The sequence below is a fragment of the Neisseria sp. P0021.S006 genome (genome assembly GCF_051956895.1).
In genome coordinates this window covers 52567-78514 of sequence record NZ_JBQCWZ010000001.1, presented here as the reverse complement: position 1 = coordinate 78514, position 25948 = coordinate 52567, and the positions used below count along the sequence as shown (strand labels likewise).

General features: G+C 50.9%; 21 protein-coding genes. 13 read left to right on the top strand and 8 right to left on the bottom strand.

The genetic code is table 11. From position 1 onward, the window contains the following. Positions 1-252 precede the first annotated feature (252 nt). The 3 genes from purL to gloB all read left to right on the top strand — a co-directional run bounded on the left by purL (position 253) and on the right by gloB (position 6220). The gene (gene purL, locus ACTHUM_RS00390) at positions 253-4179 is read left to right on the top strand and encodes a phosphoribosylformylglycinamidine synthase (protein WP_049322085.1); all 3927 of its coding nucleotides are present in this window, start codon (positions 253-255) and stop codon (positions 4177-4179) included. 182 nt (positions 4180-4361) lie between these two features. Continuing rightward, positions 4362-5447: a hypothetical protein gene (locus ACTHUM_RS00385; protein WP_049322084.1), complete on the top strand. Its 1086-nt coding sequence runs from the start codon at positions 4362-4364 to the stop codon at positions 5445-5447. Positions 5448-5470: 23 nt separating this feature from the next. Then, entirely contained in the window at positions 5471-6220 is a 750-nt protein-coding gene (gene gloB / locus ACTHUM_RS00380; protein ID WP_440361112.1) for a hydroxyacylglutathione hydrolase, read from the top strand. A 70-nt stretch (positions 6221-6290) separates the two neighbouring features. Here gloB and guaA read toward each other — a convergent pair whose 3' ends face one another. The 3 genes from guaA to dut all read right to left on the bottom strand — a co-directional run bounded on the left by guaA (position 6291) and on the right by dut (position 8971). Beyond that, the gene (gene guaA, locus ACTHUM_RS00375) at positions 6291-7856 is read right to left on the bottom strand and encodes a glutamine-hydrolyzing GMP synthase (protein WP_070461856.1); all 1566 of its coding nucleotides are present in this window, start codon (positions 7854-7856) and stop codon (positions 6291-6293) included. A gap of 149 nt (positions 7857-8005) precedes the next feature. Continuing rightward, positions 8006-8332 carry a hypothetical protein gene (locus ACTHUM_RS00370; protein WP_004464437.1) on the bottom strand — a complete coding sequence of 109 codons (327 nt, stop codon included), beginning with the start codon at positions 8330-8332 and terminating at the stop codon, positions 8006-8008. A 186-nt stretch (positions 8333-8518) separates the two neighbouring features. Then, entirely contained in the window at positions 8519-8971 is a 453-nt protein-coding gene (gene dut, locus ACTHUM_RS00365; RefSeq protein ID WP_003680707.1) for a dUTP diphosphatase, read from the bottom strand. Positions 8972-9082: 111 nt separating this feature from the next. Between dut and pdxH the strand changes: the two genes are divergently transcribed. From pdxH to ACTHUM_RS00350, 3 genes are all read left to right on the top strand, one after another. Then, positions 9083-9715, top strand: coding sequence for a pyridoxamine 5'-phosphate oxidase (pdxH, locus tag ACTHUM_RS00360; RefSeq protein ID WP_440361113.1), 633 nt, complete (start codon positions 9083-9085; stop codon positions 9713-9715). A 159-nt stretch (positions 9716-9874) separates the two neighbouring features. Beyond that, the gene (locus ACTHUM_RS00355) at positions 9875-10933 is read left to right on the top strand and encodes a pseudouridine synthase (RefSeq protein WP_440361114.1); all 1059 of its coding nucleotides are present in this window, start codon (positions 9875-9877) and stop codon (positions 10931-10933) included. A 251-nt stretch (positions 10934-11184) separates the two neighbouring features. Beyond that, complete coding sequence (locus tag ACTHUM_RS00350; RefSeq protein WP_440361115.1) at positions 11185-12777, top strand: vWA domain-containing protein; 1593 nt, start codon at positions 11185-11187, stop codon at positions 12775-12777. A 53-nt stretch (positions 12778-12830) separates the two neighbouring features. Here the strand turns inward: ACTHUM_RS00350 and rlmB are convergent, their stop codons facing one another. The 3 genes from rlmB to ACTHUM_RS00335 form a co-directional block, all read right to left on the bottom strand. Beyond that, entirely contained in the window at positions 12831-13580 is a 750-nt protein-coding gene (gene rlmB, locus ACTHUM_RS00345; RefSeq protein WP_004520319.1) for a 23S rRNA (guanosine(2251)-2'-O)-methyltransferase RlmB, read from the bottom strand. Between the two features lie 62 nt (positions 13581-13642). After that, positions 13643-13951, bottom strand: a complete 309-nt coding sequence (locus ACTHUM_RS00340; RefSeq protein WP_049335252.1) for an AzlD family protein — start codon at positions 13949-13951, stop codon at positions 13643-13645. Further along, positions 13948-14658 carry an AzlC family ABC transporter permease gene (locus ACTHUM_RS00335; protein WP_049335254.1) on the bottom strand — a complete coding sequence of 237 codons (711 nt, stop codon included), beginning with the start codon at positions 14656-14658 and terminating at the stop codon, positions 13948-13950. Before ACTHUM_RS00335 ends, ACTHUM_RS00340 begins: the two co-directional genes overlap by 4 nt. Positions 14659-14760: 102 nt before the next feature. Between ACTHUM_RS00335 and ACTHUM_RS00330 the strand changes: the two genes are divergently transcribed. After that, on the top strand, positions 14761-15735 hold the full coding sequence (locus ACTHUM_RS00330) for a PhoH family protein (RefSeq protein WP_004520317.1): 975 nt from the start codon (positions 14761-14763) through the stop codon (positions 15733-15735). Between the two features lie 121 nt (positions 15736-15856). After that, the gene (locus ACTHUM_RS00325; protein WP_003680720.1) at positions 15857-16843 is read left to right on the top strand and encodes a malate dehydrogenase; all 987 of its coding nucleotides are present in this window, start codon (positions 15857-15859) and stop codon (positions 16841-16843) included. Positions 16844-16893: 50 nt separating this feature from the next. Here ACTHUM_RS00325 and ACTHUM_RS00320 read toward each other — a convergent pair whose 3' ends face one another. After that, the gene (locus tag ACTHUM_RS00320) at positions 16894-18330 is read right to left on the bottom strand and encodes an NAD-dependent succinate-semialdehyde dehydrogenase (protein WP_004520316.1); all 1437 of its coding nucleotides are present in this window, start codon (positions 18328-18330) and stop codon (positions 16894-16896) included. A gap of 329 nt (positions 18331-18659) precedes the next feature. On the opposite strand from ACTHUM_RS00320, the gene dnaG reads away from it, so the two are divergent. Continuing rightward, a complete protein-coding gene (gene dnaG, locus ACTHUM_RS00315; RefSeq protein ID WP_049335257.1) occupies positions 18660-20432 on the top strand; it encodes a DNA primase in 1773 nt (590 codons plus the stop codon). Positions 20433-20626: 194 nt separating this feature from the next. Continuing rightward, positions 20627-22579 (top strand): RNA polymerase sigma factor RpoD, encoded by a 1953-nt coding sequence (gene rpoD / locus ACTHUM_RS00310; protein WP_004520313.1) that lies wholly within the window; start codon positions 20627-20629, stop codon positions 22577-22579. A 104-nt stretch (positions 22580-22683) separates the two neighbouring features. On the opposite strand, the gene ACTHUM_RS00305 is transcribed toward rpoD, so the two are convergent. Next, a complete protein-coding gene (locus ACTHUM_RS00305; RefSeq protein WP_004520312.1) occupies positions 22684-24036 on the bottom strand; it encodes a polynucleotide adenylyltransferase PcnB in 1353 nt (450 codons plus the stop codon). A 218-nt stretch (positions 24037-24254) separates the two neighbouring features. On the opposite strand from ACTHUM_RS00305, the gene ACTHUM_RS00300 reads away from it, so the two are divergent. From ACTHUM_RS00300 to ACTHUM_RS00290, 3 genes are read left to right on the top strand one after another with little or no spacing between them, the layout of a single operon-like run. Beyond that, positions 24255-24440 carry a DUF3460 family protein gene (locus tag ACTHUM_RS00300; protein WP_004520311.1) on the top strand — a complete coding sequence of 62 codons (186 nt, stop codon included), beginning with the start codon at positions 24255-24257 and terminating at the stop codon, positions 24438-24440. An 11-nt stretch (positions 24441-24451) separates the two neighbouring features. Next, positions 24452-25120 (top strand): class I SAM-dependent methyltransferase, encoded by a 669-nt coding sequence (locus ACTHUM_RS00295; RefSeq protein WP_004520310.1) that lies wholly within the window; start codon positions 24452-24454, stop codon positions 25118-25120. Between the two features lie 14 nt (positions 25121-25134). Continuing rightward, a complete protein-coding gene (locus ACTHUM_RS00290) occupies positions 25135-25890 on the top strand; it encodes a tetratricopeptide repeat protein (RefSeq protein ID WP_004520309.1) in 756 nt (251 codons plus the stop codon). Positions 25891-25948 lie beyond the last annotated feature (58 nt).

Below are 25948 nucleotides of genomic sequence, written 5' to 3'. Positions count from 1 at the left end.
ACAAACAACCATCCAATAATCCTCACTTTACGTCGACGCACCTATCCAACGCCATTTCGCCCAATCCTTCAAAAATAAATAAAAATAGCTGAATAATCAGATATAAAATAAACAAAAGGACGGAAAGACGGCTTCTTCCGTCTTCTGTTCACAAGTAAAAATTGTCAACATTTCAAGTATAAATTCACAAGCAAAATTGCATTTTTCAGGTATAATAATGGATTCCCCAACTGCATTTTGTGAGCTGAATCCATGTCTGTTGTTCTGCCCTTGCGCGGTGTAACCGCCCTTTCCGATTTCCGTGTTGAAAAACTCTTTCAAAAAGCAGCCGCACTCGGCCTGCCCGAAGTCAAATTAAGCAGCGAATTTTGGTATTTTGTCGGTAGCGAAAAAGCACTTGATGCCGCGACAGTCGAAAAACTGCAAGCCTTACTGGCGGCGCAAAGCGTTGAACAAACGCCCAAAGCGCGCGAGGGCTTGCATTTATTTTTGGTAACGCCCCGTTTGGGCACCATTTCGCCTTGGGCTTCCAAAGCAACCAATATCGCCGAAAACTGCGGTCTGGAAGGCATTGAGCGTATTGAACGCGGCATGGCCGTATGGTTGGAAGGTGCGCTTACCGACGGGCAAAAACAACAATGGGCAGCCCTGTTGCACGACCGCATGACCGAAAGCGTGTTGACCGACATCGATGCAGCGGCGCAACTGTTCCACCACATCCAATCGGAAACCTTCTCCAGCGTAGATGTTTTGGGCGGCGGTAAAGAGGCTTTGGTCAAAGCCAATACCGAAATGGGCTTGGCGCTTTCAGCCGACGAAATCGATTATCTGGTTGAAAACTATCAGGCTTTAAACCGCAATCCGTCCGATGTTGAATTGATGATGTTCGCTCAGGCAAACAGCGAACACTGCCGCCACAAAATCTTCAACGCCGATTTCATCCTCAACGGCGAAAAACAACCGAAATCCCTTTTCGGCATGATTCGCGACACGCACAACGCGCATCCCGAAGGCACAGTCGTTGCCTATAAAGACAATTCGTCCGTGATCGAAGGCGCAAAAATCGAGCGTTTCTATCCGAATGCGGCGGAAAATCAAGGCTATCGTTTCCACGAAGAAGATACCCATATCATCATGAAAGTGGAAACGCACAACCACCCGACCGCCATCGCTCCGTTTGCGGGCGCGGCAACGGGTGCGGGCGGCGAAATCCGTGATGAAGGCGCAACAGGCAAAGGTTCGCGTCCGAAAGCGGGCTTGACCGGATTTACCGTCTCCAACCTGAATATCCCGGGCCTGGAGCAGCCTTGGGAACAAGCCTACGGCAAACCCGGCCATATTGCTTCCCCTTTAGACATCATGATCGAAGGCCCGATCGGTGGCGCAGCGTTCAACAACGAATTCGGCCGCCCGAACCTCTTGGGCTACTTCCGCACTTTTGAAGAAAAATTTGACGGTCAGGTTCGCGGCTATCACAAACCGATTATGATTGCCGGCGGTTTGGGCAGCATTCAGGCACAACAAACACACAAAGACGAAATCCCCGAAGGCGCCTTGCTGATCCAACTGGGCGGCCCGGGCATGCTCATCGGCTTGGGCGGCGGCGCGGCTTCTTCGATGAATACCGGAACAAACGACGCGTCTTTGGACTTCAACTCCGTACAACGCGGCAACCCTGAAATCGAACGCCGTGCGCAAGAAGTGATCGACCGCTGCTGGCAGCTTGGCGACAAAAACCCGATTATCTCCATCCACGACGTCGGTGCGGGCGGTCTGTCCAACGCCTTCCCCGAACTCGTCAACGATGCCGGACGCGGCGCGGTATTCAAGTTGCGCGAAGTGCCGCTGGAAGAACACGGCCTCAACCCGCTGCAAATCTGGTGCAACGAATCGCAAGAGCGTTATGTGTTGTCCATTTTGGAAAAAGATTTGGACACCTTCCGCGCCATCTGCGAACGCGAACGCTGCCCGTTTGCGGTAGTCGGTACAGCGACTGACGACGGCCATTTGAAAGTGCGCGACGACTTGTTCTCCAACAACCCTGTCGATTTGCCGTTAAACGTTTTGCTCGGCAAACCGCCCAAAACCACGCGCAGCGACAAAACAGTTACGCCGTCTGAAAAACCGTTTAACGCCGGCGATATCGACATTACCGAAGCCGCCTACCGCGTTTTGCGCCTGCCTACCGTAGCCGCCAAAAACTTCCTGATTACCATCGGCGACCGCAGCGTCGGCGGCATGACCCACCGCGACCAAATGGTCGGCAAATACCAAACCCCCGTAGCCGATTGCGCCGTTACCATGATGGGCTTCAACACCTATCGCGGCGAAGCAATGTCTATGGGCGAAAAACCGACCGTCGCCCTGTTTGACGCGCCTGCTTCGGGCAGAATGTGCGTCGGCGAAGCCATCACCAACATCGCGGCGGTCAACATCGGCGACATCGGCAACATCAAACTTTCCGCCAACTGGATGGCGGCGTGCGGCAACGAGGGCGAAGACGAAAAACTCTACCGCACCGTCGAAGCCGTCTCCCAAGCCTGTCAGGCATTGGATTTGAGCATTCCGGTAGGTAAAGACAGCCTGTCGATGAAAACCGTTTGGCAGGACGGCGAAGAGAAAAAATCCGTCGTCTCGCCGTTGAGCCTGATTATCTCCGCGTTCGCGCCAGTTCAAGACGTGCGCAAGACTGTTACGCCCGTATTAAAAGACAATGCCAATTCGTCCGTTATTCTGCTGATGATTGACTTAGGCAACAACAAGTGCCGTATGGGTGGTTCTGCACTGGCTCAAGTGTATAACCGAAGCGGCGGCGAAGCACCTGATATTAATGCAGGCCATCTGAAAGCGTTTTATCAGTTAATTCAGCAACTCGTTCAAGAAGATAAGTTGCTGGCCTACCACGACCGCAGCGACGGCGGTTTGTTTGTGACTCTGGCAGAAATGGCATTTGCTTCTCGCCGTGGCATGAATCTCGACCTGCTGACAATGGTAAGTAAAAATATTAACGTTCAAAACGAGTATTACTCGCCTCAAGAATGGCAAAAATTTGTCCTAACTACCCTGTTTAACGAAGAATTAGGAGCCGTTATTGCTGTTCACGCTGCCGACCACGAATATATTTTCAATTTGTGCGAGAAACTGAATCTCACGCTTCACCATTTGGGAGAGTTTGCCGACAGCGGCCATATGGTCATCAATGCAGGAGAAGAAATTTTCAATCAATCCCTTACCGACCTGCAACGCGCATGGCAGGAAACCAGCCACGCCATCCAACGCCTGCGCGATAACCCCGCCTGCGCAGACAGCGAGTTCGCCCTGATTGGCGACAATGAATGCAGCGCATTGTTTGCCGACGTGAAGTTCGACGTGAACGAAGACATCGCCGCGCCTTTCGTCAACAGCGGCGCGAAACCCAAAATCGCCATCCTGCGCGAACAGGGCGTGAACGGGCAAATCGAAATGGCCGCCGCCTTCACCCGCGCCGGTTTCGATGCCTACGACGTGCATATGTCCGACCTGATGGCAGGCCGCGTTAACCTTGCCGACTTCAAAATGCTGGCGGCGTGCGGCGGCTTCAGCTACGGCGACGTACTCGGTGCGGGCGAAGGCTGGGCGAAATCGATTCTGTTCCACCCTGCTCTGCGCGACCAATTTGCCGCCTTCTTTGCCGATCCGAACACGCTTACATTGGGCGTGTGCAACGGTTGTCAAATGGTCAGCAACCTTGCCGAGATTATCCCGGGCGCAGAAACATGGCCGAAGTTCAAGCGCAACCTGAGCGAACAGTTTGAAGCGCGCCTGAGCATGGTTCATGTTCCGAAATCCGCGTCGCTGATTCTGAACGAAATGCAAGGCTCCAGCCTGCCTGTCGTGGTCAGCCACGGCGAAGGCCGCGCTGACTTCGCGCTTCACGGCGGCAATATTTCCACCGATTTGGGCATTGCGCTGCAATATGTGGACGGTCAAAACCAAGTGACCCAAACTTATCCGCTCAACCCCAACGGCTCGCCACAAGGCATTGCCGGCGTGACCAACACCGACGGCCGCGTTACCATCATGATGCCGCATCCGGAACGCGTGTACCGTGCCGCGCAAATGAGCTGGAAACCGGAAGACTGGACGGAACTGTCTGGCTGGTATCGCCTCTTTGCCGGCGCAAGAAAAGCTTTGGGCTAATGAAAAGCTTGATTTGATCAGGCTTTAAGCAAGGCCGTCTGAAACAGGAAAGGCAAAATTTTCCGCCTCCTGTTTTCAGACGGCCTTTAAGTTTACTTTATTTATAGAAACCGGCTGCCGTCATTCTGTATTTCCCTCTTTTAAACTATAATCAACATATTCAGACGGCCTTTCCCGACATTATGACTCGACAAGCCTTTATCCTCAGCGATTGCGAATTTTCCGAATGCGGCGAAAAGCCTTACGCCCTATTGACCGCGAATCCGACTAAGGAGCACCACTTCGTCGCCCAGACCGAGCAGCGACAGCACGCGCATAATCCGCAGGTCAGCCCGCAGAATCAGAATGTTTACAAGCTACCCTTATCCATGTTCCATCCTGGCGAAAAAGCCCGCAGCAAAGAACAAAACCGCAGCGAAGCGATAAGCGTCAACATCATCGGCAACTTGGCGGCGAAAAACCTCTATACGCTGACCTTTGTCGAAGACTCCGCCAACCAATACAATCTGGAAAGCTGGTTCAACCGTCATGAAAGCGGCTACGAAGATGCCTGCAACCATCTGCGCACCCTGCCTGCAGGCCGTCTGAAAATACCTACGGCAAATGCCGATACCGTCAAAGTACCGGATGCCTTGTGGCGGATATTGCGGCTGAAATTCCTCGGCATTCTGCGCAATCCGCACAACCATAAAAACCTGTTTGCCCACCGCCTGCACCAAACGCTTCGGGCGCGGCTGCCGGAAGTCGGTTTTGAATTTGTCCGCTTGATCAGCAAACGCGACCCCAAGCGCATCGAAGCCATTATGCAGGACTACCGTTTTTCCTTTCTCGGCTATGTCGATTGGCTGGGCGGTCTTTACGGTATGTTGAGCGAAGGCGTGGCGCAGCCGTCGTTGTTTGAACGGCTGTTTTGCAATATCTTTGCCGAACCCGAAGCCGTGAAAATCGAATTGTTCCGCTATCTGGAAAACACGGGGCTGTGCCTGTTTGGCGACAGCAGTTTCTGCCTGCAAGCCTCATCCAAGCTATTCAGCATCGGCGTTAATATCTCGCACGATATGTTTGCCATCGTTCATCTGCAAGCTGACCGTTGGCACGCGTTTAAAAACACCTTTCATCACGACGCGCCCAAACTGCAAGGCCAAGTGCGGATTGTCGACGGCGACCAAACCCAAAGATTGCTGTTCAACCGACTGTGCATCCAGCAAGCCCATGAAGCCGTGTTCGGCCAAAGCCCGAATATCAAAGATTATTTAGAGGCCGTCTGAAACCCCAAACCAGAAGAAAGCATATGAAAATCACACCAATCCAAGCCCTAAACGACAACTACATCTGGATGATTCAAGAAGGCAACCATGCCGTCTGCGTCGATCCGTCCGATGCCACGCCGGTCTTAAAATTCCTTGTGCACAACCACTTGATGCTGGCGCAAACATGGATTACCCACCCGCACCCAGACCATACCGGTGGCGCAAAAGCGCTGCACAACGGCTTCTTAGAATCCCCAATCTATGGCGAAAGCGACATCGACGTGGCGACGCATACCGTCACCGCAGGTACGCAGTTCCCGTTTGGCGAAGGCTTGGTTACCGTTTGGGCGACCCCCGGCCATACCGACCGCCACATCAGCTATCTACTGGAAAATTCAGACGGCCTGCACGTTTTCTGCGGCGATACCTTGTTCTCCGCCGGTTGCGGCCGCGTATTTACCGGCACAATCGAGCAGCTTTACGACAGTTTCCACCGATTCAACCAGCTGCCCGAAGAAACGCTGTTTTATCCGGCGCACGAATACACCGCCTCCAACCTGCGTTTTGCCCAGCATATCGAACCGGACAATGCCGACATTCAGACGGCCTTGACCGCAGCCGAACACACGCCGACACTGCCTGTCAGCCTGGCGCACGAGCGCAAAGTCAACCCATTTTTCCGCATATACCTGCCACAAGTTCAAGCACGTGCCGAAGAATTGAGCGGACGAAAATTAAACAGCGAACTCGAAGTCTTCGCCGCTTTGCGTGAATTGAAAAATCAATTTTAATTGGGCTTAGTCCCTAATAAATAAGGCCGTCTGAACAATATCTGTTCAGACGGCCTTTATTATTTAGGGATTATTCCCACTCAATTGTGGCAGGCGGTTTACCGCTGACATCATAAACCACGCGGTTGATGCCTTTGACTTCGTTAATGATGCGGTTGGAAACGCGGCCGAGCAGCGAGTAAGGCAGCTCTGCCCAGTGCGCAGTCATAAAGTCGCTGGTAATCACGGCACGCAAGGCAACGACGTAATCGTAAGTACGGCCATCACCCATCACGCCGACGGATTTCACAGGCAGGAATACGGCAAAGGCTTGGCTGGTCAGGTCATACCAAGATGTGCCGTTTTCATCGGTAGTATTGCGCAATTCTTGAATGAAAATATCGTCTGCTTGACGGAGCAAGTCGGCGTATTCTTTTTTCACTTCGCCCAAGATACGCACGCCCAAACCGGGGCCCGGGAACGGATGACGGTACACCATTTCACGCGGCAGACCCAAAGCGACGCCCAATTCGCGCACTTCGTCTTTGAACAAATCACGCAAAGGCTCAAGCAGCTTGAGCTTCATGTTTTCAGGCAGGCCGCCGACGTTGTGGTGGGATTTGATGGCGTGGGCTTTTTTGGTTTTTGCGCCTGCGGATTCGATTACGTCAGGGTAAATCGTACCTTGCGCCAACCATTTGGCGTTAGTGAGTTTTTTCTCTTCAGCATCGAATACTTCGATAAATTCCGCACCGATGATTTTGCGTTTTTTCTCCGGATCGGTCACGCCGGCAAGTTTCGCCAAAAACTGCTCTTCTGCATCAACGTGAATCACGCGTACGCCCAAGTTGCGGGCAAACATATCCATCACCATTTTGCCTTCGTTCAAACGCAACAGACCGTGGTCAACAAACACGCAGGTCAGTTGGTCGCCGATAGCGCGGTGAATCAGTGCGGCCGCTACGGAAGAGTCCACGCCGCCGGACAAACCCAAAATCACTTCGTCACTGCCAACTTGTTCGCGGATTTTGGCAACGGCTTCCTCGATGTAGTTCGGCATGGTCCAGCTTGGTTGTGCGCCGCAAATATCCAAGACAAAGCGGTTCAACAACGCGCGACCTTGCTTAGTGTGGGTCACTTCAGGGTGGAATTGGATGCCGTAGAATTGTTTCTCAGCGTTTTCCATCATGGCAATCGGGCAAGACGGGGTATCGCCGATAACAGAGAAGCCGGTAGGCAGTTTGGAAACTTTATCGCCATGGCTCATCCATACGTCGAGCGTGTTTGGCGCATCGTCTTGAATGCCGCGTGTCAGCTCGCTGTCGATGGTTTTAACTTGTGCATAACCGAATTCGCGTTGGTTGCCCGGGGTAACTTCGCCGCCCAAGTGGTGCGCCATAAATTGCATGCCATAGCAAATGCCCAAGACCGGAATGCCCAAATCAAAAATGCCGGTATCGGCTTGATAATCGGATTCGTAAACGGAATTAGGGCCGCCGGAGAGGATGATGCCTTTCGGATTGAAAGCTTTGATTTCTTCCAAAGGCATGTCAAAAGAATGCAGTTCGCAGTAAACGTGGGCTTCGCGCACGCGGCGGGCGATCAGCTGGGTAACTTGCGAGCCGAAGTCGAGAATAAGGATTTTGTCTTGAGTCATGGCGGAAACTTTGCAAAATGTAAGAAAACGGTGCGGCCGGGAGGATAAATTTCAAATTTAAACCACAATAAAAAAGGCCGTCTGAAACGGCGAGATTATACCATTGTTCAGACGGCCTTTATAGGGCAAAACCCAAATCTCTCATCTTTCTATTTTGTGTGTTTCTCAGGAATCATGTCGCTGCGCGAGAGCAACAGCAGGCAACCCAACACGACCATGCCGATGGCCAGCAACGGCGAGAGGTAAATCCAGTAGCTCATGTGCAGATAAATGGCTGTACCGATATAAACCAGCATCGGGCCGGAAACGATGGACTGTTTGTTGATGCCGTCCATAATCAACACGGCAAGGCCTAAAATAATTAATGCGCCGGCAATCATTGTCGATGTCGCAGGCAAAATATCCGTAGCGCGTAAAAACCAAATCGCGCCAAAGATAATCAAAAACAGAGGCAGAAAAAGTGAGGGGCGGGACATAATAACGCTCCGTAAAGGTTTCAGACGGCCTGTATTATTGGGTGCGTCGGCCATGCAGGCAAGATATAAAAATGCAATCTTGTGTGTAATTATGCAAAGGTTGGCTCAACCAAAAGGCCGTCTGAACAGCGGCAAACCGAAATCAAATATTTCAATTTATCCCGTTCCAGATGGCCTTTCAAATCATCAGGCTTTGCCGGTGCTGCCGAATCCGCCTTCACCGCGCTCGCTGGCGGCAAACTCGTCCACGACTTTAAACGCGGCTTGGACAACTGGCACAATCACCATTTGCGCGATGCGCTCCATCGGCTCGATGGTAAACGCTTCTTTACCACGGTTCCACAGAGAAACCTTCAATTCGCCTTGATAATCCGAGTCAATCAAACCGACCAAATTGCCCAAAACAATACCGTGCTTATGACCCAAGCCGGAACGCGGCAACAAAACGGCTGCATACGCAGGGTTGGCCAAATGCACCGCCAAACCGGTCGGCACGAGATACACATCGCCCGGCTGCAATACAACAGCTTCATCCAGGCAGGCACGCAAGTCCAAACCGGCAGAACCGGGCGTTGCATAAGCAGGCAGGGAATCGGCCATTTTCGGATTTAAGATTTTCAGTTCGACTTCGGTTTGCATGACAGGACTCCGTATTGTTCTATATTGGAAAGGGCTACGATTATACACAAATGCCCTTGAGGCCGTCTGAAAAAACGGGGTATGATTCAGTCAAACCTAAGGAGAAAAATCATGGAACTGCACAATATCCGCGAAGATTACAGCAAACGCGAGCTGTCGGAAGCCGAATGCCACGCCGACCCGATTGTCCAATTCGAGCAATGGCTGAACGAAGCGATTCACGCCGAAGTCAACGAGCCGACAGCGGTCAATGTTGCCGCCGTAGGCGAAGACGGCAGGCCCAACAGCCGTATGGTACTGCTGAAAGAAGTCAACCCCAAAGGCTTTGTTTTCTTTACCAATTACCACAGCCGTAAAGGACGCTCCTATACGGCACACCCTTTTGCCGCCATGACTTTTTTCTGGCCGGAACTCGAACGCCAAGTGCGCATTGAAGGACGCATTGAAAAACTCGATGCCGCCGCTTCGGACGAATATTTTGAAAGCCGCCCGTATACCAGCCGTATCGGCGCATGGGCAAGCGCGCAAAGCGAAGTGATTTCCAGCAAAACCGTATTGGTGGCCAAGGCCGCGGCCGTCGGTGTCAAACATCCCCTGCATGTTCCCCGCCCGCCGCATTGGGGCGGATACCTCGTTATTCCCGACCGTATCGAATTCTGGCAAGGCCGCCCCAGCCGCCTGCACGACCGCATCCAATACCGCCTGGTTGACGGCAACTGGATACGCGAACGCCTTTCGCCATAATTTTCGGATTTTCAAACAAAAATTTACTGGTTGAGTTACAATACAGCCTTTCATCGGCAGGCCGTCTGAATCTGATTTTCAGACGGCCTTTTCCCCCAATCCAACCCCTGCCGCAACTGCCGCAGAAGAACCGCTTTTTCAAGCGAGTTAGGAAAAATCATGTCCAAACAGCCTTCCAGCAAACGCCAATGGCGCGACGGCGTATCATCTACCGCCAAAAAACCTTCCAAACCGGTCAAATCCTTTGCCAATAAAAAACGTCCAGACGACGAGCGCAAAACATCAGGCAAACCTTACGGCCAAAAAGTTTCAGACGGCCCCAAAGCTCAAAATACCGCACCTAAACAACGTGCTGCCAAAGCCAAAAAACTGGTGGTCCGCAACCCAAACCAAAAAATCATGGAGCACGCCCGCGATTTGAAAGAACGCCGCAGCGACCTTTCCCGCTTCGAACCCGAGCGCCTGCAAAAAGTCCTGGCCGCTTCCGGCGTCGGCTCACGTCGTGAAATGGAAGAATGGATTAGCAACGGCTGGGTAACGGTCAACGGCCGCGTAGCCCAACTGGGTGAAAAAGTCACGCCCGACGATCATGTTACCGTCAAAGGCAGCATCATCAAACTCAAATGGGCAGACCGCCTGCCACGCATCATCCTCTACTACAAACAAGAAGGCGAAATTGTTTCCCGCGACGACCCGCAAGGCCGTGTCAGCATTTTCGATCGCCTGCCGCAAGCAGCCAGCAGCCGCTGGGTAGCCATCGGCCGTTTGGACATCAATACCAGCGGCCTTTTGATCCTGACCACCTCAGGCGAACTTGTTCAACGCTTTGCCCACCCCAGCTTTGAAGTCGAACGCGAATACGCCGTACGCGTATTGGGCGAGTTGACCACCGAACAAATGCGCGTCCTGACCGAAGAAGGCGTGATGCTCGAAGACGGTTTGGCAAAAGTCGAACGCATCTACGAACAAGGCGGCGAAGGGGCAAACAAATGGTATAACGTCGTCATCAAAGAAGGCCGAAACCGCGAAGTACGTCGCATTTTTGAAAGCCAAGGCCTGACCGTCAGCCGCCTTGTCCGCGTAGGCTTCGGCCCCATCGGCCTGCCAAACCGCCTAAAACGCGGCCAGTTCTACGAACTCAATCCGGCAGAAGTCGCCAACATCATCAAATGGGCAGATATGCTGCTGCCAGGCGAACGTCGCCGGAAGAAAAGTTAATGTAAGATAATTCGGGGCTGAGGCCTTTACAAAATCGTCTCAGCCCGACAAAATCTTGCCCAAGTCATAAACATAGTGGGTTAAGTTTAAACCAGTACCGCATTACTCCGCCTTGTCCTGATTTAAACTTAACCCACTATTCACACATTAAAATTCAAAAAAAGTAACTCAGCGCCAGCGTTAACTCTGCCAATACACTGCCATCAACACTTTTAACAATCAGCATGTGATATTTCCCAGGAGCTTAAATCATGCCCCGTTTCTTCCTGAAAACCATTTCCATACTCACTTTAGCGGCTTTGACTGCGTGTTCCGGTCCACTCGACCGATCAGACTCGTCAACCGAAAATCTTCAGGGCGCACCGGACTCAACATTGCCTGCTGCTGCCGTTGCTGAAGAAAATCTGTCTCTTACAGAAAACACTGAACGCTACCAAGAACAACCTGACCAACCGGTTAAATCCGTTGCTCAAGAACCTGTTTCCACATTCAGCATCGATGTCGATACCGGCAGCTACGCCAACGTCCGCCGATTTCTGAACAGCGGCGAACAGCCGCCTACAGATGCTGTACGAATTGAGGAAATCATCAATTACTTCCCTTATAACTATCCACTGCCTACTGACGGCCGTCCATTTGCCGTTCACACTGAAACCATTGATTCTCCATGGCAACCGGAAGCCAAGCTGATCAAAATCGGTATCCAAGCACAAGACACGGCAAAGAAAGATCTTCCGCCTGCCAATCTTGTGTTCCTCGTGGACGTATCCAGCAGCATGGATGAAAAAAATAAACTTCCGTTGGTTCAAAAAACGCTGCAGATCTTGACCCAACAATTACGTCCTCAGGACAAAGTTACCCTGATTACCTATTCATCAGGCGAAGAGCTGGTACTTCCGCCTACATCAGGTTCAGATAAAGAAACCATCCTGAAGGCCATCGACAAACTGAAAGCCGAAGGCTCGACTTCGGGCGAATCCGCTTTACGCATGGCCTACGAAGAAGCGCAAAAAGCCTTTGTACCCAACGGCATCAACCGTATCCTGCTGGCAACCGATGGCGACTTTAACGTTGGCGTATCTGATACCGAGACGCTCAAATCCATAGTTGCCGAAAAACGTAAAACCGGCGTTTCACTCAGCACGCTAGGCTTCGGTACAGACAATTACAACGAAGACATGATGGAACAAATTGCCGATGCAGGCGACGGCAATTACAGCTATATCGACAATGAAAAAGAAGCGAAAAAAGTTCTGCAGCAGCAACTGACTTCCACGCTTGCCACCGTTGCGCAAGATGTCAAAATCCAAGTCGAATTTAATCCTGCCACTGTCAAAGAATACCGCTTGGTCGGCTACACCAACCGCACCTTGCGCAATGAAGACTTCAACAATGACAAAGTAGATGCGGGCGATATCGGCTCAGGCCACAGCGTGACCGCCATCTATGAAATCATTCCGGCAGGCAAAAACGGCTGGCTGAACGAATCACGCTATCAAAAAGCCCCTGCCGTCAAAGGCAGTAAAAACGAATACGCCTTTGTCAAAGTACGCTACAAACTGCCCGGAGAAAAAGACAGCAAGTTGATGGAACAAGCAATTCCCGTTGGCAGCAAACTGCTGGAGCAAGCCGATAAAGACACCCTACTTGCCCTTGCCGCAGCTTCCTATGCCCAAGCCCTGCGCGGCGGTGAATACAACGGCAAACTGGGCTGGAGCGACATCGAAAAAATGGCGCAGCAAGTCCAAGGCAACGATCCGTTTGAACTGAAATCGGAATTTCTCCAATTGGTACGCATTGCCGCCGGTAGCGAAAAGAAATCAGGTCCTTTGGTTAAAGAATAAAACCTGAAAAAGGCCGTCTGAAAAATATTCAGACGGCCTTTTAATTAAACTTTTTATTTTTCCGATTTCAACACCCGTTGACGGCGGGTTTCACTCAATACCATGCCCGCGCTGACGGAAACGTTCATGCTTTCTACCGTGCCAAACATCGGAATCGATACCAGCATATCGCAATGCTCGCGCGTCAGGCGGCGCATGCCTTCGCCTTCATTGCCCATTACCCAAGCCACGCTGTCAGGCAGGTCGCAGTGGTAAAGGTCGGAGTCGCCGCCCATGTCTGTGCCGACAATCCAAATGCCGTATTCTTTCAATTCACGCAAAGTACGGGCAAGATTGGTTACGGTAATATACGGCACAGTTTCCGCCGCGCCACAGGCAACTTTGCTGACGGTCGCATTCAGGCCGGCGCTTTTGTCTTTGGGCGCAATCACGGCATGTACACCCATCGCATCGGCAGTACGCAGGCACGCGCCAAGGTTGTGCGGGTCGGTAATACCGTCTAATACCAGCAAAAACGGCGGTTCGCTCAGGTTTTCCAACACATCTTCCAAATGAACATGGTTTTTGGAAGCATCGATAAATCCGACCACGCCCTGATGACGCGCCCCTTTGCTGATGGCATTCAGGCGGTCGGCATCAGCAAAATGCACGCGTACGTTTTCAGAGGCCGCTTTATCCAATACATCGCGGGTGCGCGCATCAGATTTGCCCTCTTGGATATAGAGTTCGGTAATCGATTTCGGGTTTTGCCACAAACGGGCATTGACGGCGTGAAAGCCATAGATGAGTCGTTGGTTTGCCATGTTTTTGCTTTATCAAAAAATTTAGATGGCCATTATAACAAGTAAGGCCGTCTGAAAATTTTTTATTTCATCAAATAACCGAGTATGCCCGAAGTGCCAACGCCGATTAATACCGTCACCAACATCGAAAACCGGCTGGCCACCAATACCGTCAAAGCAATGGCAATCAACTCATGCGGTTTGTCCGACACAAAATAAGGCGCAATTACAGAAATCAACACGCAGCCCGGCGCAGCCTCCATCACCACTTGCGCGCGACGGCTCAACATACGGTTGCGCAATGCAAAAAAGCCGATTAATCGGGTTGAATAAGTAACGGCCAACATGCTTAAAAACAGCAAAAACGATTGCAGCGACAACAAATCCTTCATTTTTGCTCTCCCCACACATACGCCGCCAACAAGCCCGACAACGTCCCGGCCGGAACATACCATGCGCCATCCACGGTCAAATAAGTTGCGCACGCCACAATCAAGCTGACAAACCAAGGGCGTGAAGCCGCAAAGCTCTTCCACATACCGCGCAGCAACACTAAAAACACCGCAGGAAACGCCATGCCGAAGCCCCAAGCCGCCACATCGCCGAACATCGGGCCGACTGCCGCGCCAAACGCCGCAAAACCAATCCACGTTACATACAAAATAAAACACACGCCGGCATAAAACGGCATATTGAATGCAGGCAAACCTGCCGCCTTACGCTTTTGAATTTCAGCAAATGCCATTGCCCAGCTTTCATCACACATAAAAAACAGCGCGGGCATCGCCTTTTTCAGCGGCATATCCCTCATATACGGCGCAATCGCCGCACCCATCAGGATATGGCGCGAATTAATCATAAACGTAACTGTTGCAATCAGCATAATTGGCAAAGGATTTGCCCACAAATTGACTGCGGCAAATTCCGAACCTCCGGCAAAGTTCATGCCCGTCATCAACAGCATTTCCAGCCAGCTCATGCCCTTTTGCCCGCCCTGCATGCCCAAAATCAGCGCCCACGGCAACAAGCCGATCAGCATGGGGGAACATTCTTTGATACCGCGCAGAAATTCCGATTGAGGAGAAGCAGTGTGATTCATTTTGATTGAAACGGTTTATTAAAAAGAAGCGACGTATTATAAAGCAGGCCGTCTGAACAAGGGTATAATACGGAAAAATTAGATTTATTTACGGAAACCAATATGACCCACACCGTCCATCTGCAGTTTGAAGAAATTGACAATACCGTGTTGCAACGCCTGTGCGGCGCGCTCGACAGCAATCTCGAAGCCTTAGGTAAAGCCCTTGATATCCAAATCAGCCGCCGCTTCGAACATTTCACCTTCATGGGCGAACTGGCACACGCCGGCCGCCGTGCCTTGCTGTCGCTTGCCGAAGCCGCAGAAAAAGGCGACTTAGACGACAACGCCATCAGCCTAGCGGCCGTTGAAGCCAAAACCGCAGATGAAAAACACGAAGAGAAACACCACGACCAACAATACTATTTCCGCACCAAACGCGGCAGCATCGGCGGCCGCACCCCGCGCCAAAACGGCTATATCCGCGCCTTGCTCAACCACGATGTCGTGTTCGGCTTAGGCCCTGCCGGTACGGGTAAGACCTATCTTGCCGTTGCCGCCGCCGTCGATGCCATGGAAAAACATCAAATCGAACGCATCGTTTTGGTGCGCCCAGCAGTCGAAGCAGGCGAAAAATTAGGCTTCCTGCCGGGCGATTTGGCGCAAAAAGTCGATCCCTACCTGCGACCGCTTTACGATGCGCTTTACGATTTGATGGGTTTCGACCGTGTAACCAAACTGATGGAAAAAGGTTTGATTGAAATTGCGCCGCTGGCCTATATGCGCGGCCGCACCTTAAATGGCGCGTATGTCATTTTGGACGAAGCGCAAAACACTACGCCCGAACAAATGAAAATGTTCCTGACCCGTATCGGCTTCGGTGCCAAAGCAGTCATTACCGGCGACATCAGCCAAATCGACCTGCCGCGCAACATCAAATCCGGCTTGAAAGATGCACGCGAAAAACTGCGCGATGTAGAAGGCCTGTATTTCCACACCTTCACCAGCGAAGACGTCGTCCGCCATCCTTTGGTGCAAAAAATCGTCGAAGCCTATGAAGCTGCCGAAGAACAAGCCGAAAAGAAAAACGGCGAATAATCTTTTCAAACACTTAAGGCCGTCTGAAAATCAAATTTCAGACGGCCTTACTACATCATTCTCCCCATAATACTGCTATAATCCGAAAATCAAGTAAAACAACGACTTCAAAAGGAAAAATATGACCCTCAAGCCACCCGTCCGAATTGCCGTTACCGGCGCGGCAGGCCAAATCGCCTACGCCACCCTCTTCCGTATCGCCGGCGGCATCATGCTCGGACGCGACCAACCCGTTATCCTACAGCTGCTCGACCTGCCGCAGGCACAACAGGCATTGCGCGGCGTGATTATGGAAATGCAGGATTGCGCCTTCCCGCTCCTTGCCGACATCTTCGCCACAGACGACCCCGAAGTCGCCTTCAAAGATGCCGACATCGCCCTCTTGATTGGAGCGCGCCCGCGTACGCAAGGCATGGAGCGCGCCGACTTGCTGCACGCCAATGGCGAAATTTTCAAAGTACAAGGCGCGGCGTTGAACAAAGTTGCCAATCGCAACGTTAAAGTCCTCGTTGTCGGCAACCCGGCCAATACCAACGCCTACATCGCCATGAAATCTGCACCCGACATCCCTCCGGAAAATTTTACCGCCCTGATGCGTCTCGACCATCACCGCGCCGTCAGCCAAATTGCCGAAAAAATCAACCGCCCGATTACTTCCATCGAGCAAATGTGTGTCTGGGGCAACCACAGCCCGACTATGTACGCCGACTACCGCTACGCCACCAGCAACGGCGAGTCCGTCCAAGACATGATTACCGAACCCGACTGGAACACCGAAGTCTTCATGCCGAAAATTGCCGGACGCGGTGCCGCCATTATTGCCGCACGCGGTTCATCATCCGCTGCCTCTGCCGCCAATGCCGCCATCTACCACCTGCGCGACTGGTTGCTCGGCAGCAGTGGTAAATGGATAACCATGGGCGTTCCATCCGACGGCTCTTACGGCATTCCCGAAGGTTTGATTTTTGGCTTCCCCGTCATTTGTGACGAAGGCAGCTACCGCATCGTCCAAGGCTTGGACTTGTCGGATGAATTCAGCCAAAAACGTATCGCCGCTACGCTGGCCGAATTGGAAGAAGAGCGTTCAGCCATCCAGGATCTACTCTAAAACAAAGGCCGTCTGAAAACCAAATTTCAGACGGCCTTTACTGTACAGCCTTATTCCGCCATATCAATACACAAATATTTCAATTCCAAATATTCGTCCACACCATATTTACTGCCTTCACGTCCCAAACCGCTGCGTTTTACGCCGCCAAACGGTGCTACTTCATTACTGATTAAGCCCGTATTGATGCCGACCATGCCGTATTCCAAGGCTTCGCCGACGCGCCATTGACGGGCGGTGTCAGAGGTAAAAAGGTAAGCTGCCAAACCGTATTCCGTATTGTTCGCAGCCTCGATAACTTCGGCTTCGGTTTCAAAACGGAACACCGGACACAAAGGTCCGAAGGTTTCCTCGCGAGCTACCGCCATTTGCGCCGTAACGCCGCTTAAAACAGTCGGCTCAAAAAATGTTCCGCCCAACGCGCTGCGTTTGCCGCCAGTCAGGCAAACCGCGCCTTTGGAGAGCGCGTCGGCGATGTGCTGCTCGACTTTCTCCACCGCTTTTTCCTCAATCAATGGCCCTTGGTTGACGCCTTCATCCAAGCCGTTGCCCAATTTGAGCGCAGCCACTTTTTCACTTAATTTGCTGCAAAATTCGTCGTAAATGCCGGATTGAGCGTAAACGCGGTTGGTGCAGACGCAGGTCTGACCGCTGTTGCGGAACTTGCTGGCCAGAGCGCCTTCAACGGCTTTGTCCAAATTGGCATCGTCAAACACGATAAACGGCGCATTGCCGCCCAGTTCCAAACTGAGTTTTTTAATGTCTGCCGCGCTGTCGGCAAAAATCTTCGCGCCGACTTCGGTTGAGCCAGTAAAGCTGATTTTGCGCACAGTCGGATTCGTGGCAAATTCATGGCTGATTTCCGAAGCACTACCGCTGACAACAGGCAACAAATCCTGCGGCACGCCGGCTTCATAAGCCAAAACGACCAATGCATACGCACTCAAAGGCGTGAGCGATGCAGGTTTAACTATCATCGCACAGCCCACCGCCAAAGCAGGCGCAGCCTTGCGCGCAATCATCGCAGACGGGAAGTTCCACGGCGTAATCGCAGCGGTAACGCCGACAGGCTGTTTCAGTACAACCAGTTTTTGCGACGCTTTCACACTTGTCAGCACATCGCCGTCAATCCGCCGCGCCTCTTCCGCAAACCAGCGCACAAACGAAGCCGCATAATCAATTTCACCACGCGCCTCAGTCAGGCTTTTGCCCTGCTCCATCGTCATGATACGCGCGAGTTCTTCTTTGTTTTCTTTAATCAAAAAATACCAGCGCCACAACACATCGGCCCGCTCCAACGCAGTTTTTGCCGCCCATAATTTTTGTGCCGCCTCTGCCTTTTGAATCAAAAGCTTCAGGCCGTCTGAATCAGTCTTACGGACAAACGCCAAAGCCTCACCTGTTGCAGGGTTATCAACTTTAATGGCATCTGGAATCGGAGAAAAGGAAATATCGGGATGATTGAGCAAACGTGCAAAATCTTTCATGAGAAACGACCTTTCTAAAACCGAGGATATACGTTCATTATCATATTCATACCATGAAAGCGCAACTGAATCGCAAAATAAGACAACAGCAAAGGTCGTCTGAATATCTTATAGCCGGCCTTTGCTTTAACGACATCATATCTATCTTAATAACGAATGAAATACGATTATTAATACCCTACCTCAAAAGGATAAGACACATGTATTACAACTATTTGCTATAATACAAAACTCATCTCGACCCTCATCTAAAATTCCATTTTCAGACGGCCTTTGTCTGTTTATAAGGCCGTCTGAAATATTTTCCGTCCATCCTCTTCTGCCGAACCATGATTCCATCTGATTTCATTGACGAGCTTTTGTCCAAAGTCGATATTGTCGATATTATCGACGAACAGGTTCCGCTGAAGAAAGGCGGGGCGAACTATATGGCCTGCTGTCCGTTTCATAAGGAAAAGACGCCATCGTTTTCGGTCAGCCCGACCAAGCAGTTTTACCATTGCTTCAGTTGCGGGGCTCATGGTTCGGCGATTGGTTTTGTGATGGAACATCAGGGGCTGTCGTTTCCGGAGGCGGTGCAGTTTTTGGCTGATCGCGTCGGTATGACAGTGCCTAAAGTTCGCGGGCAGGAAGACAACCCCGAAATCCGTGCCGAACGTAAAAAAAAGCAACAAACTTTGGAAGAAACGACGGCGGCGGCGGCGGATTTTTATGCGCAACAGTTGAAATTCAATCCGGTGGCGAAGGCTTATTTGGATAAGCGCGGCTTGAGTGCGGAAGTCATCGCGCATTATGGTTTGGGCTATGCGCCTGACGGTTGGCAACCTTTGGCGCAAGTATTCCAACCCTATCCGAATACTGCGTTAGTGGATACGGGTATGGTCATTGATAACGAAGGCAAACATTATGACCGCTTTCGCCATCGGGTTATGTTCCCCATCCGCAATCCTCGCGGACAGGTCATCGGCTTTGGTGGCCGCGTATTGGATGACTCCAAACCCAAATACCTGAATTCTCCCGATACCCCTTTGTTCGATAAAGGGAAAAACCTTTACGGGCTATATGAAGGGCGTGCTGCCGTAAAAGAGGCAGGACGGATTTTGGTGGTCGAAGGCTACATGGACGTGGTCGCATTGGCGCAGTTCGGCGTCGGCTACGGCGTAGCGGCTTTGGGTACGGCAACCACGGCGGAACACGTCAAAATCCTGATGCGTCAGGCCGACAGTATTTATTTTTGTTTTGATGGCGACAGCGCGGGACGTAAAGCGGCTTGGCGCGCGCTGGAAAATGCGTTACCGCAATTAAAAGACGATAAATCGCTGCATTTTCTATTCCTACCCGAAGAACACGACCCAGACAGCTACATCCGTGCCTATGGCAAGGCTCAATTTGAAGATGCCTTGTTAAACCAAAGCAAGCCCCTATCGGAATACTTTTGGGAACATCTTTCAGACGGCCTCAACCTCAATACGCAAGAAGGCAAAGCAGAATTGGTCAAAACCAGTTCTCCGCTTTTAGCGCAAATTACCGCGCCGGCATTGGGCTATCTCCTGAAACAAAAACTTAGTGAGTTGGTGGGTATTGATCCTGACAACCTCGCCCAGTTACTCGGACAAGAAGCGCCCAAGCGGCACGTCAAACAAAAAAGTTACAAACTGCCGCCTATTTCTGTCAAACAGCCAACCATGCTGACACTGGTTCAAAGACAGATACGAAGCCTCTTGATAAATCCGGCTTGGGCTTCATATATAGACCTGCCCGATTATCTGGCGTTAAGCGGCGATTTTGCCTGCCTTGCCAATTTGGCCGAAACCATCAAGCATCACGACACGACTCCTGCAACTGCACAAGTGTTTGAATATATGCGCGGTTCGCCCTATGAGGAAACCGTCAATCAAATCTTTTTATCGACCCTTCACTCTGAAGAAATGGAAGGGGATAACGAAGAAGATTGCGAAAGTTTCCAAATCGGCATGAAAAAGTTGTTAAATGAATTAAAATACAGTCAAATCGAAACTTTAAAGCAAAAAAGTATTCAAACTGGTTTGACTGAAAATGAAAAAAGACTATTGCTGTCGCTTTTGACGGCAAAGCAAAACTAACCCCTCAGGCCGTCTGAACAATCTAAACACACGCTGCGAAACATGACACGCAGAACACTCCATCTGTAATATTTTCAGACAGCCTCAGAGTATTAAAGTGAAATCTGATTTCACAACAAAAAGCTCTGCTCCGCCTTCAGGTACGGCCACATCACCGTAAACCGTCGGCATCCTATCAACCTAGAGAGCAATCCATGTCTAAAAACCAAAACTACGAAGAATACCAAGACCAAGATGACAACCGTCCCTTGAGTATCGAAGAGCAGCGCGCGCGTCTGCGCCAACTCATTATCATGGGTAAAGAACGCGGCTACATCACTTATTCTGAAATTAACGACGCTCTGCCCGACGATATGTCCGATGCCGAACAAATCGACAACATCGTCAGCATGATTTCCGGCTTGGGCATCCAAGTAACCGAGCAAGCCCCCGATGCTGAAGACATCCTCTTGAGCGACAACGCCGCCGCCATGACCGACGACGATGCTGTTGAAGAAGCCGAAGCAGCACTCTCCAGCGCAGATTCAGAATTCGGCCGCACAACCGACCCTGTGCGTATGTATATGCGTGAAATGGGGCAAGTCGATCTGTTGACGCGTGAAGACGAAATCATCATCGCCAAAAAAATCGAAAATGCACTGAAAAACATGGTGCAGGCAATCTCCGCCTGCCCGGGTTCGATTGCCGAAATTCTGGCGTTGATCGAGCAAGTCCGCAACGACGAAATCCGTGTGGATGAGGTCGTTGAAGCCATCATCGACCCTAATGAAGTTTTGTTGAACGAATTGGGCTTAGGTCATTTGGAAAATGCCAAACCTGATGATGAAGAAGGTGAAACCGATAGCGATGATGAAGATGGCGACGAGGAAGATGAAGACGATTCAGGTAACGACTCTGAAGCCATATCCGCCGCCCATTTAGCCGAACTGAAACAAAAAGTTTTGGAACACTTCGCCTTTATCGAGAGCGAATACGGCAAAATGATCAAGCAGTTGGAAAAACACGGCAGTCAGCACGCCAACTACCTGAAACACCGCGATGCCATTGCCAACAAACTGTTAGAAGTCCGTTTTGCCACACGTCAAATCGAAAATTTGAGCAGCAACCTACGCAGTCGCGTTGAAAACATCCGCAAACTCGAACGCGAAATCCGCGATATCTGTATCGACCGCGTACGTATGGAACGCGACTACTTCATCGAAAACTTCCTGCCTGCTATTACCGATTTGGAATGGGTTGAAAAAGAAGTAGCCAAAGGCCGTGTATGGGCAAACGCATTGGATCGTTTCCGCCACGCCATCCTAGAAAAACAAGCCGAGCTGGCCAATATGGAAACCGAAACCCGCATTTCCATCGAAGAGTTGAAAGAAATCAACAAAAACATGGTACTGAGCGAGAAAGAAACCTCAGCAGCCAAACAGGAAATGATTCAGGCCAACTTGCGTTTGGTTATTTCCATTGCCAAAAAATACACCAACCGCGGCTTGCAGTTCCTTGATTTGATTCAAGAGGGCAATATCGGTCTGATGAAAGCGGTGGACAAATTCGAATACCGTCGCGGCTACAAGTTCTCGACTTACGCCACATGGTGGATCCGTCAAGCGATTACCCGTTCCATCGCCGACCAAGCGCGTACCATCCGCATTCCGGTTCACATGATTGAAACCATCAACAAAATGAACCGTATCTCGCGCCAATACCTGCAAGAAACCGGTGAAGAACCTGATTCCGCCAAACTGGCCGAGTTGATGGAAATGCCGGAGGACAAAATCCGCAAAATCATGAAAATCGCCAAAGAGCCGATTTCCATGGAAACACCGATTGGCGACGACGACGATTCGCACTTGGGCGACTTCATCGAGGATGCCAACAACGTTGCGCCGGCAGAAGCTGCGATGTACACCAGCCTGCACGAAGTAACCAAAGAAATCCTCGAAAGCCTGACCCCGCGCGAAGCCAAAGTGTTGCGTATGCGTTTCGGTATCGATATGAATACCGACCACACTTTGGAAGAAGTCGGCAAACAATTTGACGTAACCCGCGAACGTATCCGTCAAATCGAAGCCAAAGCCCTGCGCAAGCTGCGCCATCCTACCCGCAGCGACCGCCTCCGCAGCTTCCTCGACAGCGAAGAAAACAAATCGTAAAAGCAAACCGCAGGTTGAAAGACCTGCGGTTTTTATTAAAATACAAAAAGGCCGTCTGAAAACCAAATCTCAAAAGATTTAATGGTTTCAGACGGCCTTAAATTTTATTCAGCCTCAGTGGTTTTCTTTTTTGGACGGCGGCGGCGACGTTTGGGTTTGCCGTCAGTTGATCCACTTTGTTTCTGACGTTTGCGCTCATTGGCCGCAGTCATTTGCTGACGGGTTTCCTCATCGGCATGCTGGAAAGTTGTCCACCAAGAAGCCATCTCTTTATCAACCTCGCCAACTTCGCTACGCAAAATCAGGAAGTCATAAGCGGCACGGAAACGGGCTTGAGCCAACAGACGATACGGGCGCGCACCGCGCATATTGTCGAATTGCGGCTGAAATTGCCAGATTTCACGCATGGTTGCAGAGAATCTTTGCGGTACGCCCCAACCTTTCTCCACCGTATCGCGCATGGTGTTCATCGCATCCATCAGCGCAGGGACAGGTTTTTGACCATGGCTTTGATTGCGTTGCCAAATGGCGTTTAGTGTCGGCCACAATACCGCCGCCAATACAAAACCGACAGAAACGGACTTATCCGCACGAAGACGCTCGTCGGTATTTTTCAAAGCCAACATAATCATACGTTTGTCGGCTGCTTCGGCAGTTTTCAAGGCATCTAAAAGCGGATGGATGCCTTCGGGAATACCCAACTCGTTCAACCGTTTCAAACAGGCACGGGAATGGCCGGAAAACAGGATTTTCATGATTTCGTCAAAAAGACGGGCCACCGGTTCATTTTTCAGACGGCCTGCGTATTCGGCAATCGGCAAAGCCGTTTGCTCTTCCACTTCAAAGCCCAACTTACCCGACAAACGGACGGCGCGAAGAATACGGACGGGATCTTCCTGATAGCGTTCAGCAGGATTACCTATCATCACCAATTTCTTATCGGCAACATCAGCCACGCCTTGATGGAAATCCCAAATTTCCTCTTTAATCGGGTCGTAATACAGCGCATTGCAAGTAAAATCGCGGCGCATGGCATCTTCTTCAATGCTGCCGTAAGTATTGTCCTTCATAATGCGGCCTTGCGCATTTTGCTGAACCTTATCGCCACCGCGAAACGTCGTCACTTCAATAGTTTCAGGACCAATCATCACATGAACGATTTGAAAGCGGCGGCCGATAATGCGGCTGCGGCGGAATATTTTACGGATTTGCTCCGGCGTGGCATCGGTTGCAATATCAAAATCTTTGGGTTCAACCCCGAGCAACAAATCCCGAACGGCTCCCCCTACAACATAAGCCTGAAAACCGGCTTCATGCAGGCGTTTGGCAATTTTCTCAGCGGCAAAGCTCAACATATCCGCATGGATACCATGTTGCTCAAGCGGAATAATCTCCTTTTCGGGCAACGACTTGACGTGTTTTTTAGGCAACACTTTATGCAGCCATTTTTTTAACATAAGCAGCTCTTTTCACGATAAAAAAGGCCGTCTGAAACTTGTCCGGCTTAAGCCTTTGCACAATATCCTGCCGTAGATTAAAGACAAAACATTGAGCAAAGGCTTCAGACAGCCTAAAAAAGACGTGCCATTATACCTTATGGAAGTTCGATTAATTAGCGTATTGGCAAAAAATATCGGCTATAATGACGGTCTGACAACGATTCAGGCAAAACATCATGTACCACTACAAATCCGAAGCTACCCAATTCCTCGACAAACTCATGTCCGACCATCCCGAATTAGAAGCGCAACGCCTCGAAAACCGCCATTTACTGTGGGATGTAACCCTTAATCCGGCCGAACAGGCTGAATTTGAAGCGGCCAAAGTCAACAAAAAACCTTACACCTACTATCAAGACTAACCCGTATCGGTATGACGACCAACACCCACAATACCGATCCGGCGTTACAGCAGTACCTCAACAGCATCGGTCAGCACGAACATCCCGTTTTGACCGCATTGCGTGAGCGTACCCAATCACATCGTCTGGGAAAGATGGCCATCGCCCAAGAGCAGGCAGCCATGTTGGTGTGGTTGGCCAAATTATTGAATGCTAAAAAATATTTGGAAGTTGGTGTCTTTACCGGTTACAGCAGCACCGCCATGGCGCTTTCCCTCCCCGAAGACGGCAAAATCACGGCTTGCGACATTAATGTAACCTTTACCGATATTGCCCGAGAAACATGGCAGGCAGCAGGTATAGCGCATAAAATCTCGCTTCATCTGCAACCAGCTTTGCTGACTTTGGACGATTTGATTGCGCAAGGCGAATCGGAAAGCTACGACTTGGCACTTATCGATGCCGACAAACCGCCTACGCCAAAATATTTCGAACGCTGTTTGCAACTGGTACGGAGTGGCGGCGTGATTGCCATCGATAATATCTTGTTGGGTGGGCGCGTCATGAATGAAGCTGCCGAAAATGATCCGCCAAGCTTGGATATCCTGCGCCATTTCAACCAAAATCTGCCGCGCGATACACGCATTATTCCCATTACCCTGCCTGTCGGCGACGGTTTGACACTGCTACTAAAAAAATAAAACGACACAATCCGATGAAAACATTATCACATTCCCTGTTTCTTTTGCCGCTTACTCTATTGGCCACATCGTGCGCCGTTTCCCATCCTCTTCAACCAGCCGATAATCCTAACTTCGTCCTGCCGGATATTCCGCGTGAGCCTTTGCCTGAAAAAAGTATTCCCTATCCGCGTTTGGACGCACAAACCCAGATTGACCACTTAGGTATACAAATTGCCCGACTGGAACGCACGGTTGAAGAATTAAATCAACGCTTGCACACATTGGAACAACAACGGACTATCAAACGTCCGACTACTTCTGCTTCCAATCCCAAAGCCCAGCGATTGGACGACCGCAAGCTGAAAATGAACTATTTGGCAAATGGCGGCGGCGTGCCGTCTGAAACAGACTCAGCCGCACAAAACGAATTACGCCTTTATAATCAGGCGCAAAAATACTATCAGCGTAACAACTATTCCGCCGCAGTGGCCATTTTGAAAGAGGCTGACGGCGGCAATGGCAGCGAAATTGCCCGCCGCAATATGTACCTGCTCCTGCAAAGCCAACAACGTCTGGGCAACTGCGAATCCGTTATCGAAATCGGCAACCGCTACGCCAACCGATTCCGCAACAGCCCGCAAGCTCCCGATGCCATGTACAGCATCGGCCAATGCCAATACAAACTGCAACAAAAAGACATCGCCCGCAGCACATGGCGCAAACTGATACAAAGCTTCCCCAACAGCGAAGCGGCAAAACGCGCTTCCATCAGTCTCAAACAAAGATAAACGTTCAGACGGCCTTGTCATCCCCAAGGCCGTCTGAATATTTTTTTACCCTTAATCC

Coding starts and splice junctions, on each gene's coding strand:
- ACTHUM_RS00385 (WP_049322084.1), top strand. CDS start 4,362: ATGACTCGACAAGCCTTTATCCTCAGCGATTGCGAATTTTCCGAATGC.
- ACTHUM_RS00355 (WP_440361114.1), top strand. CDS start 9,875: ATGTCCAAACAGCCTTCCAGCAAACGCCAATGGCGCGACGGCGTATCA.
- ACTHUM_RS00295 (WP_004520310.1), top strand. CDS start 24,452: ATGACGACCAACACCCACAATACCGATCCGGCGTTACAGCAGTACCTC.
- ACTHUM_RS00330 (WP_004520317.1), top strand. CDS start 14,761: ATGACCCACACCGTCCATCTGCAGTTTGAAGAAATTGACAATACCGTG.
- rlmB (WP_004520319.1), bottom strand. CDS start 13,580: ATGGCAAACCAACGACTCATCTATGGCTTTCACGCCGTCAATGCCCGT.
- ACTHUM_RS00325 (WP_003680720.1), top strand. CDS start 15,857: ATGACCCTCAAGCCACCCGTCCGAATTGCCGTTACCGGCGCGGCAGGC.
- gloB (WP_440361112.1), top strand. CDS start 5,471: ATGAAAATCACACCAATCCAAGCCCTAAACGACAACTACATCTGGATG.
- guaA (WP_070461856.1), bottom strand. CDS start 7,856: ATGACTCAAGACAAAATCCTTATTCTCGACTTCGGCTCGCAAGTTACC.
- ACTHUM_RS00305 (WP_004520312.1), bottom strand. CDS start 24,036: ATGTTAAAAAAATGGCTGCATAAAGTGTTGCCTAAAAAACACGTCAAG.
- rpoD (WP_004520313.1), top strand. CDS start 20,627: ATGTCTAAAAACCAAAACTACGAAGAATACCAAGACCAAGATGACAAC.
- ACTHUM_RS00335 (WP_049335254.1), bottom strand. CDS start 14,658: ATGAATCACACTGCTTCTCCTCAATCGGAATTTCTGCGCGGTATCAAA.
- ACTHUM_RS00320 (WP_004520316.1), bottom strand. CDS start 18,330: ATGAAAGATTTTGCACGTTTGCTCAATCATCCCGATATTTCCTTTTCT.
- ACTHUM_RS00290 (WP_004520309.1), top strand. CDS start 25,135: ATGAAAACATTATCACATTCCCTGTTTCTTTTGCCGCTTACTCTATTG.
- dnaG (WP_049335257.1), top strand. CDS start 18,660: ATGATTCCATCTGATTTCATTGACGAGCTTTTGTCCAAAGTCGATATT.
- ACTHUM_RS00370 (WP_004464437.1), bottom strand. CDS start 8,332: ATGTCCCGCCCCTCACTTTTTCTGCCTCTGTTTTTGATTATCTTTGGC.
- ACTHUM_RS00350 (WP_440361115.1), top strand. CDS start 11,185: ATGCCCCGTTTCTTCCTGAAAACCATTTCCATACTCACTTTAGCGGCT.
- purL (WP_049322085.1), top strand. CDS start 253: ATGTCTGTTGTTCTGCCCTTGCGCGGTGTAACCGCCCTTTCCGATTTC.
- dut (WP_003680707.1), bottom strand. CDS start 8,971: ATGCAAACCGAAGTCGAACTGAAAATCTTAAATCCGAAAATGGCCGAT.
- pdxH (WP_440361113.1), top strand. CDS start 9,083: ATGGAACTGCACAATATCCGCGAAGATTACAGCAAACGCGAGCTGTCG.
- ACTHUM_RS00300 (WP_004520311.1), top strand. CDS start 24,255: ATGTACCACTACAAATCCGAAGCTACCCAATTCCTCGACAAACTCATG.
- ACTHUM_RS00340 (WP_049335252.1), bottom strand. CDS start 13,951: ATGAAGGATTTGTTGTCGCTGCAATCGTTTTTGCTGTTTTTAAGCATG.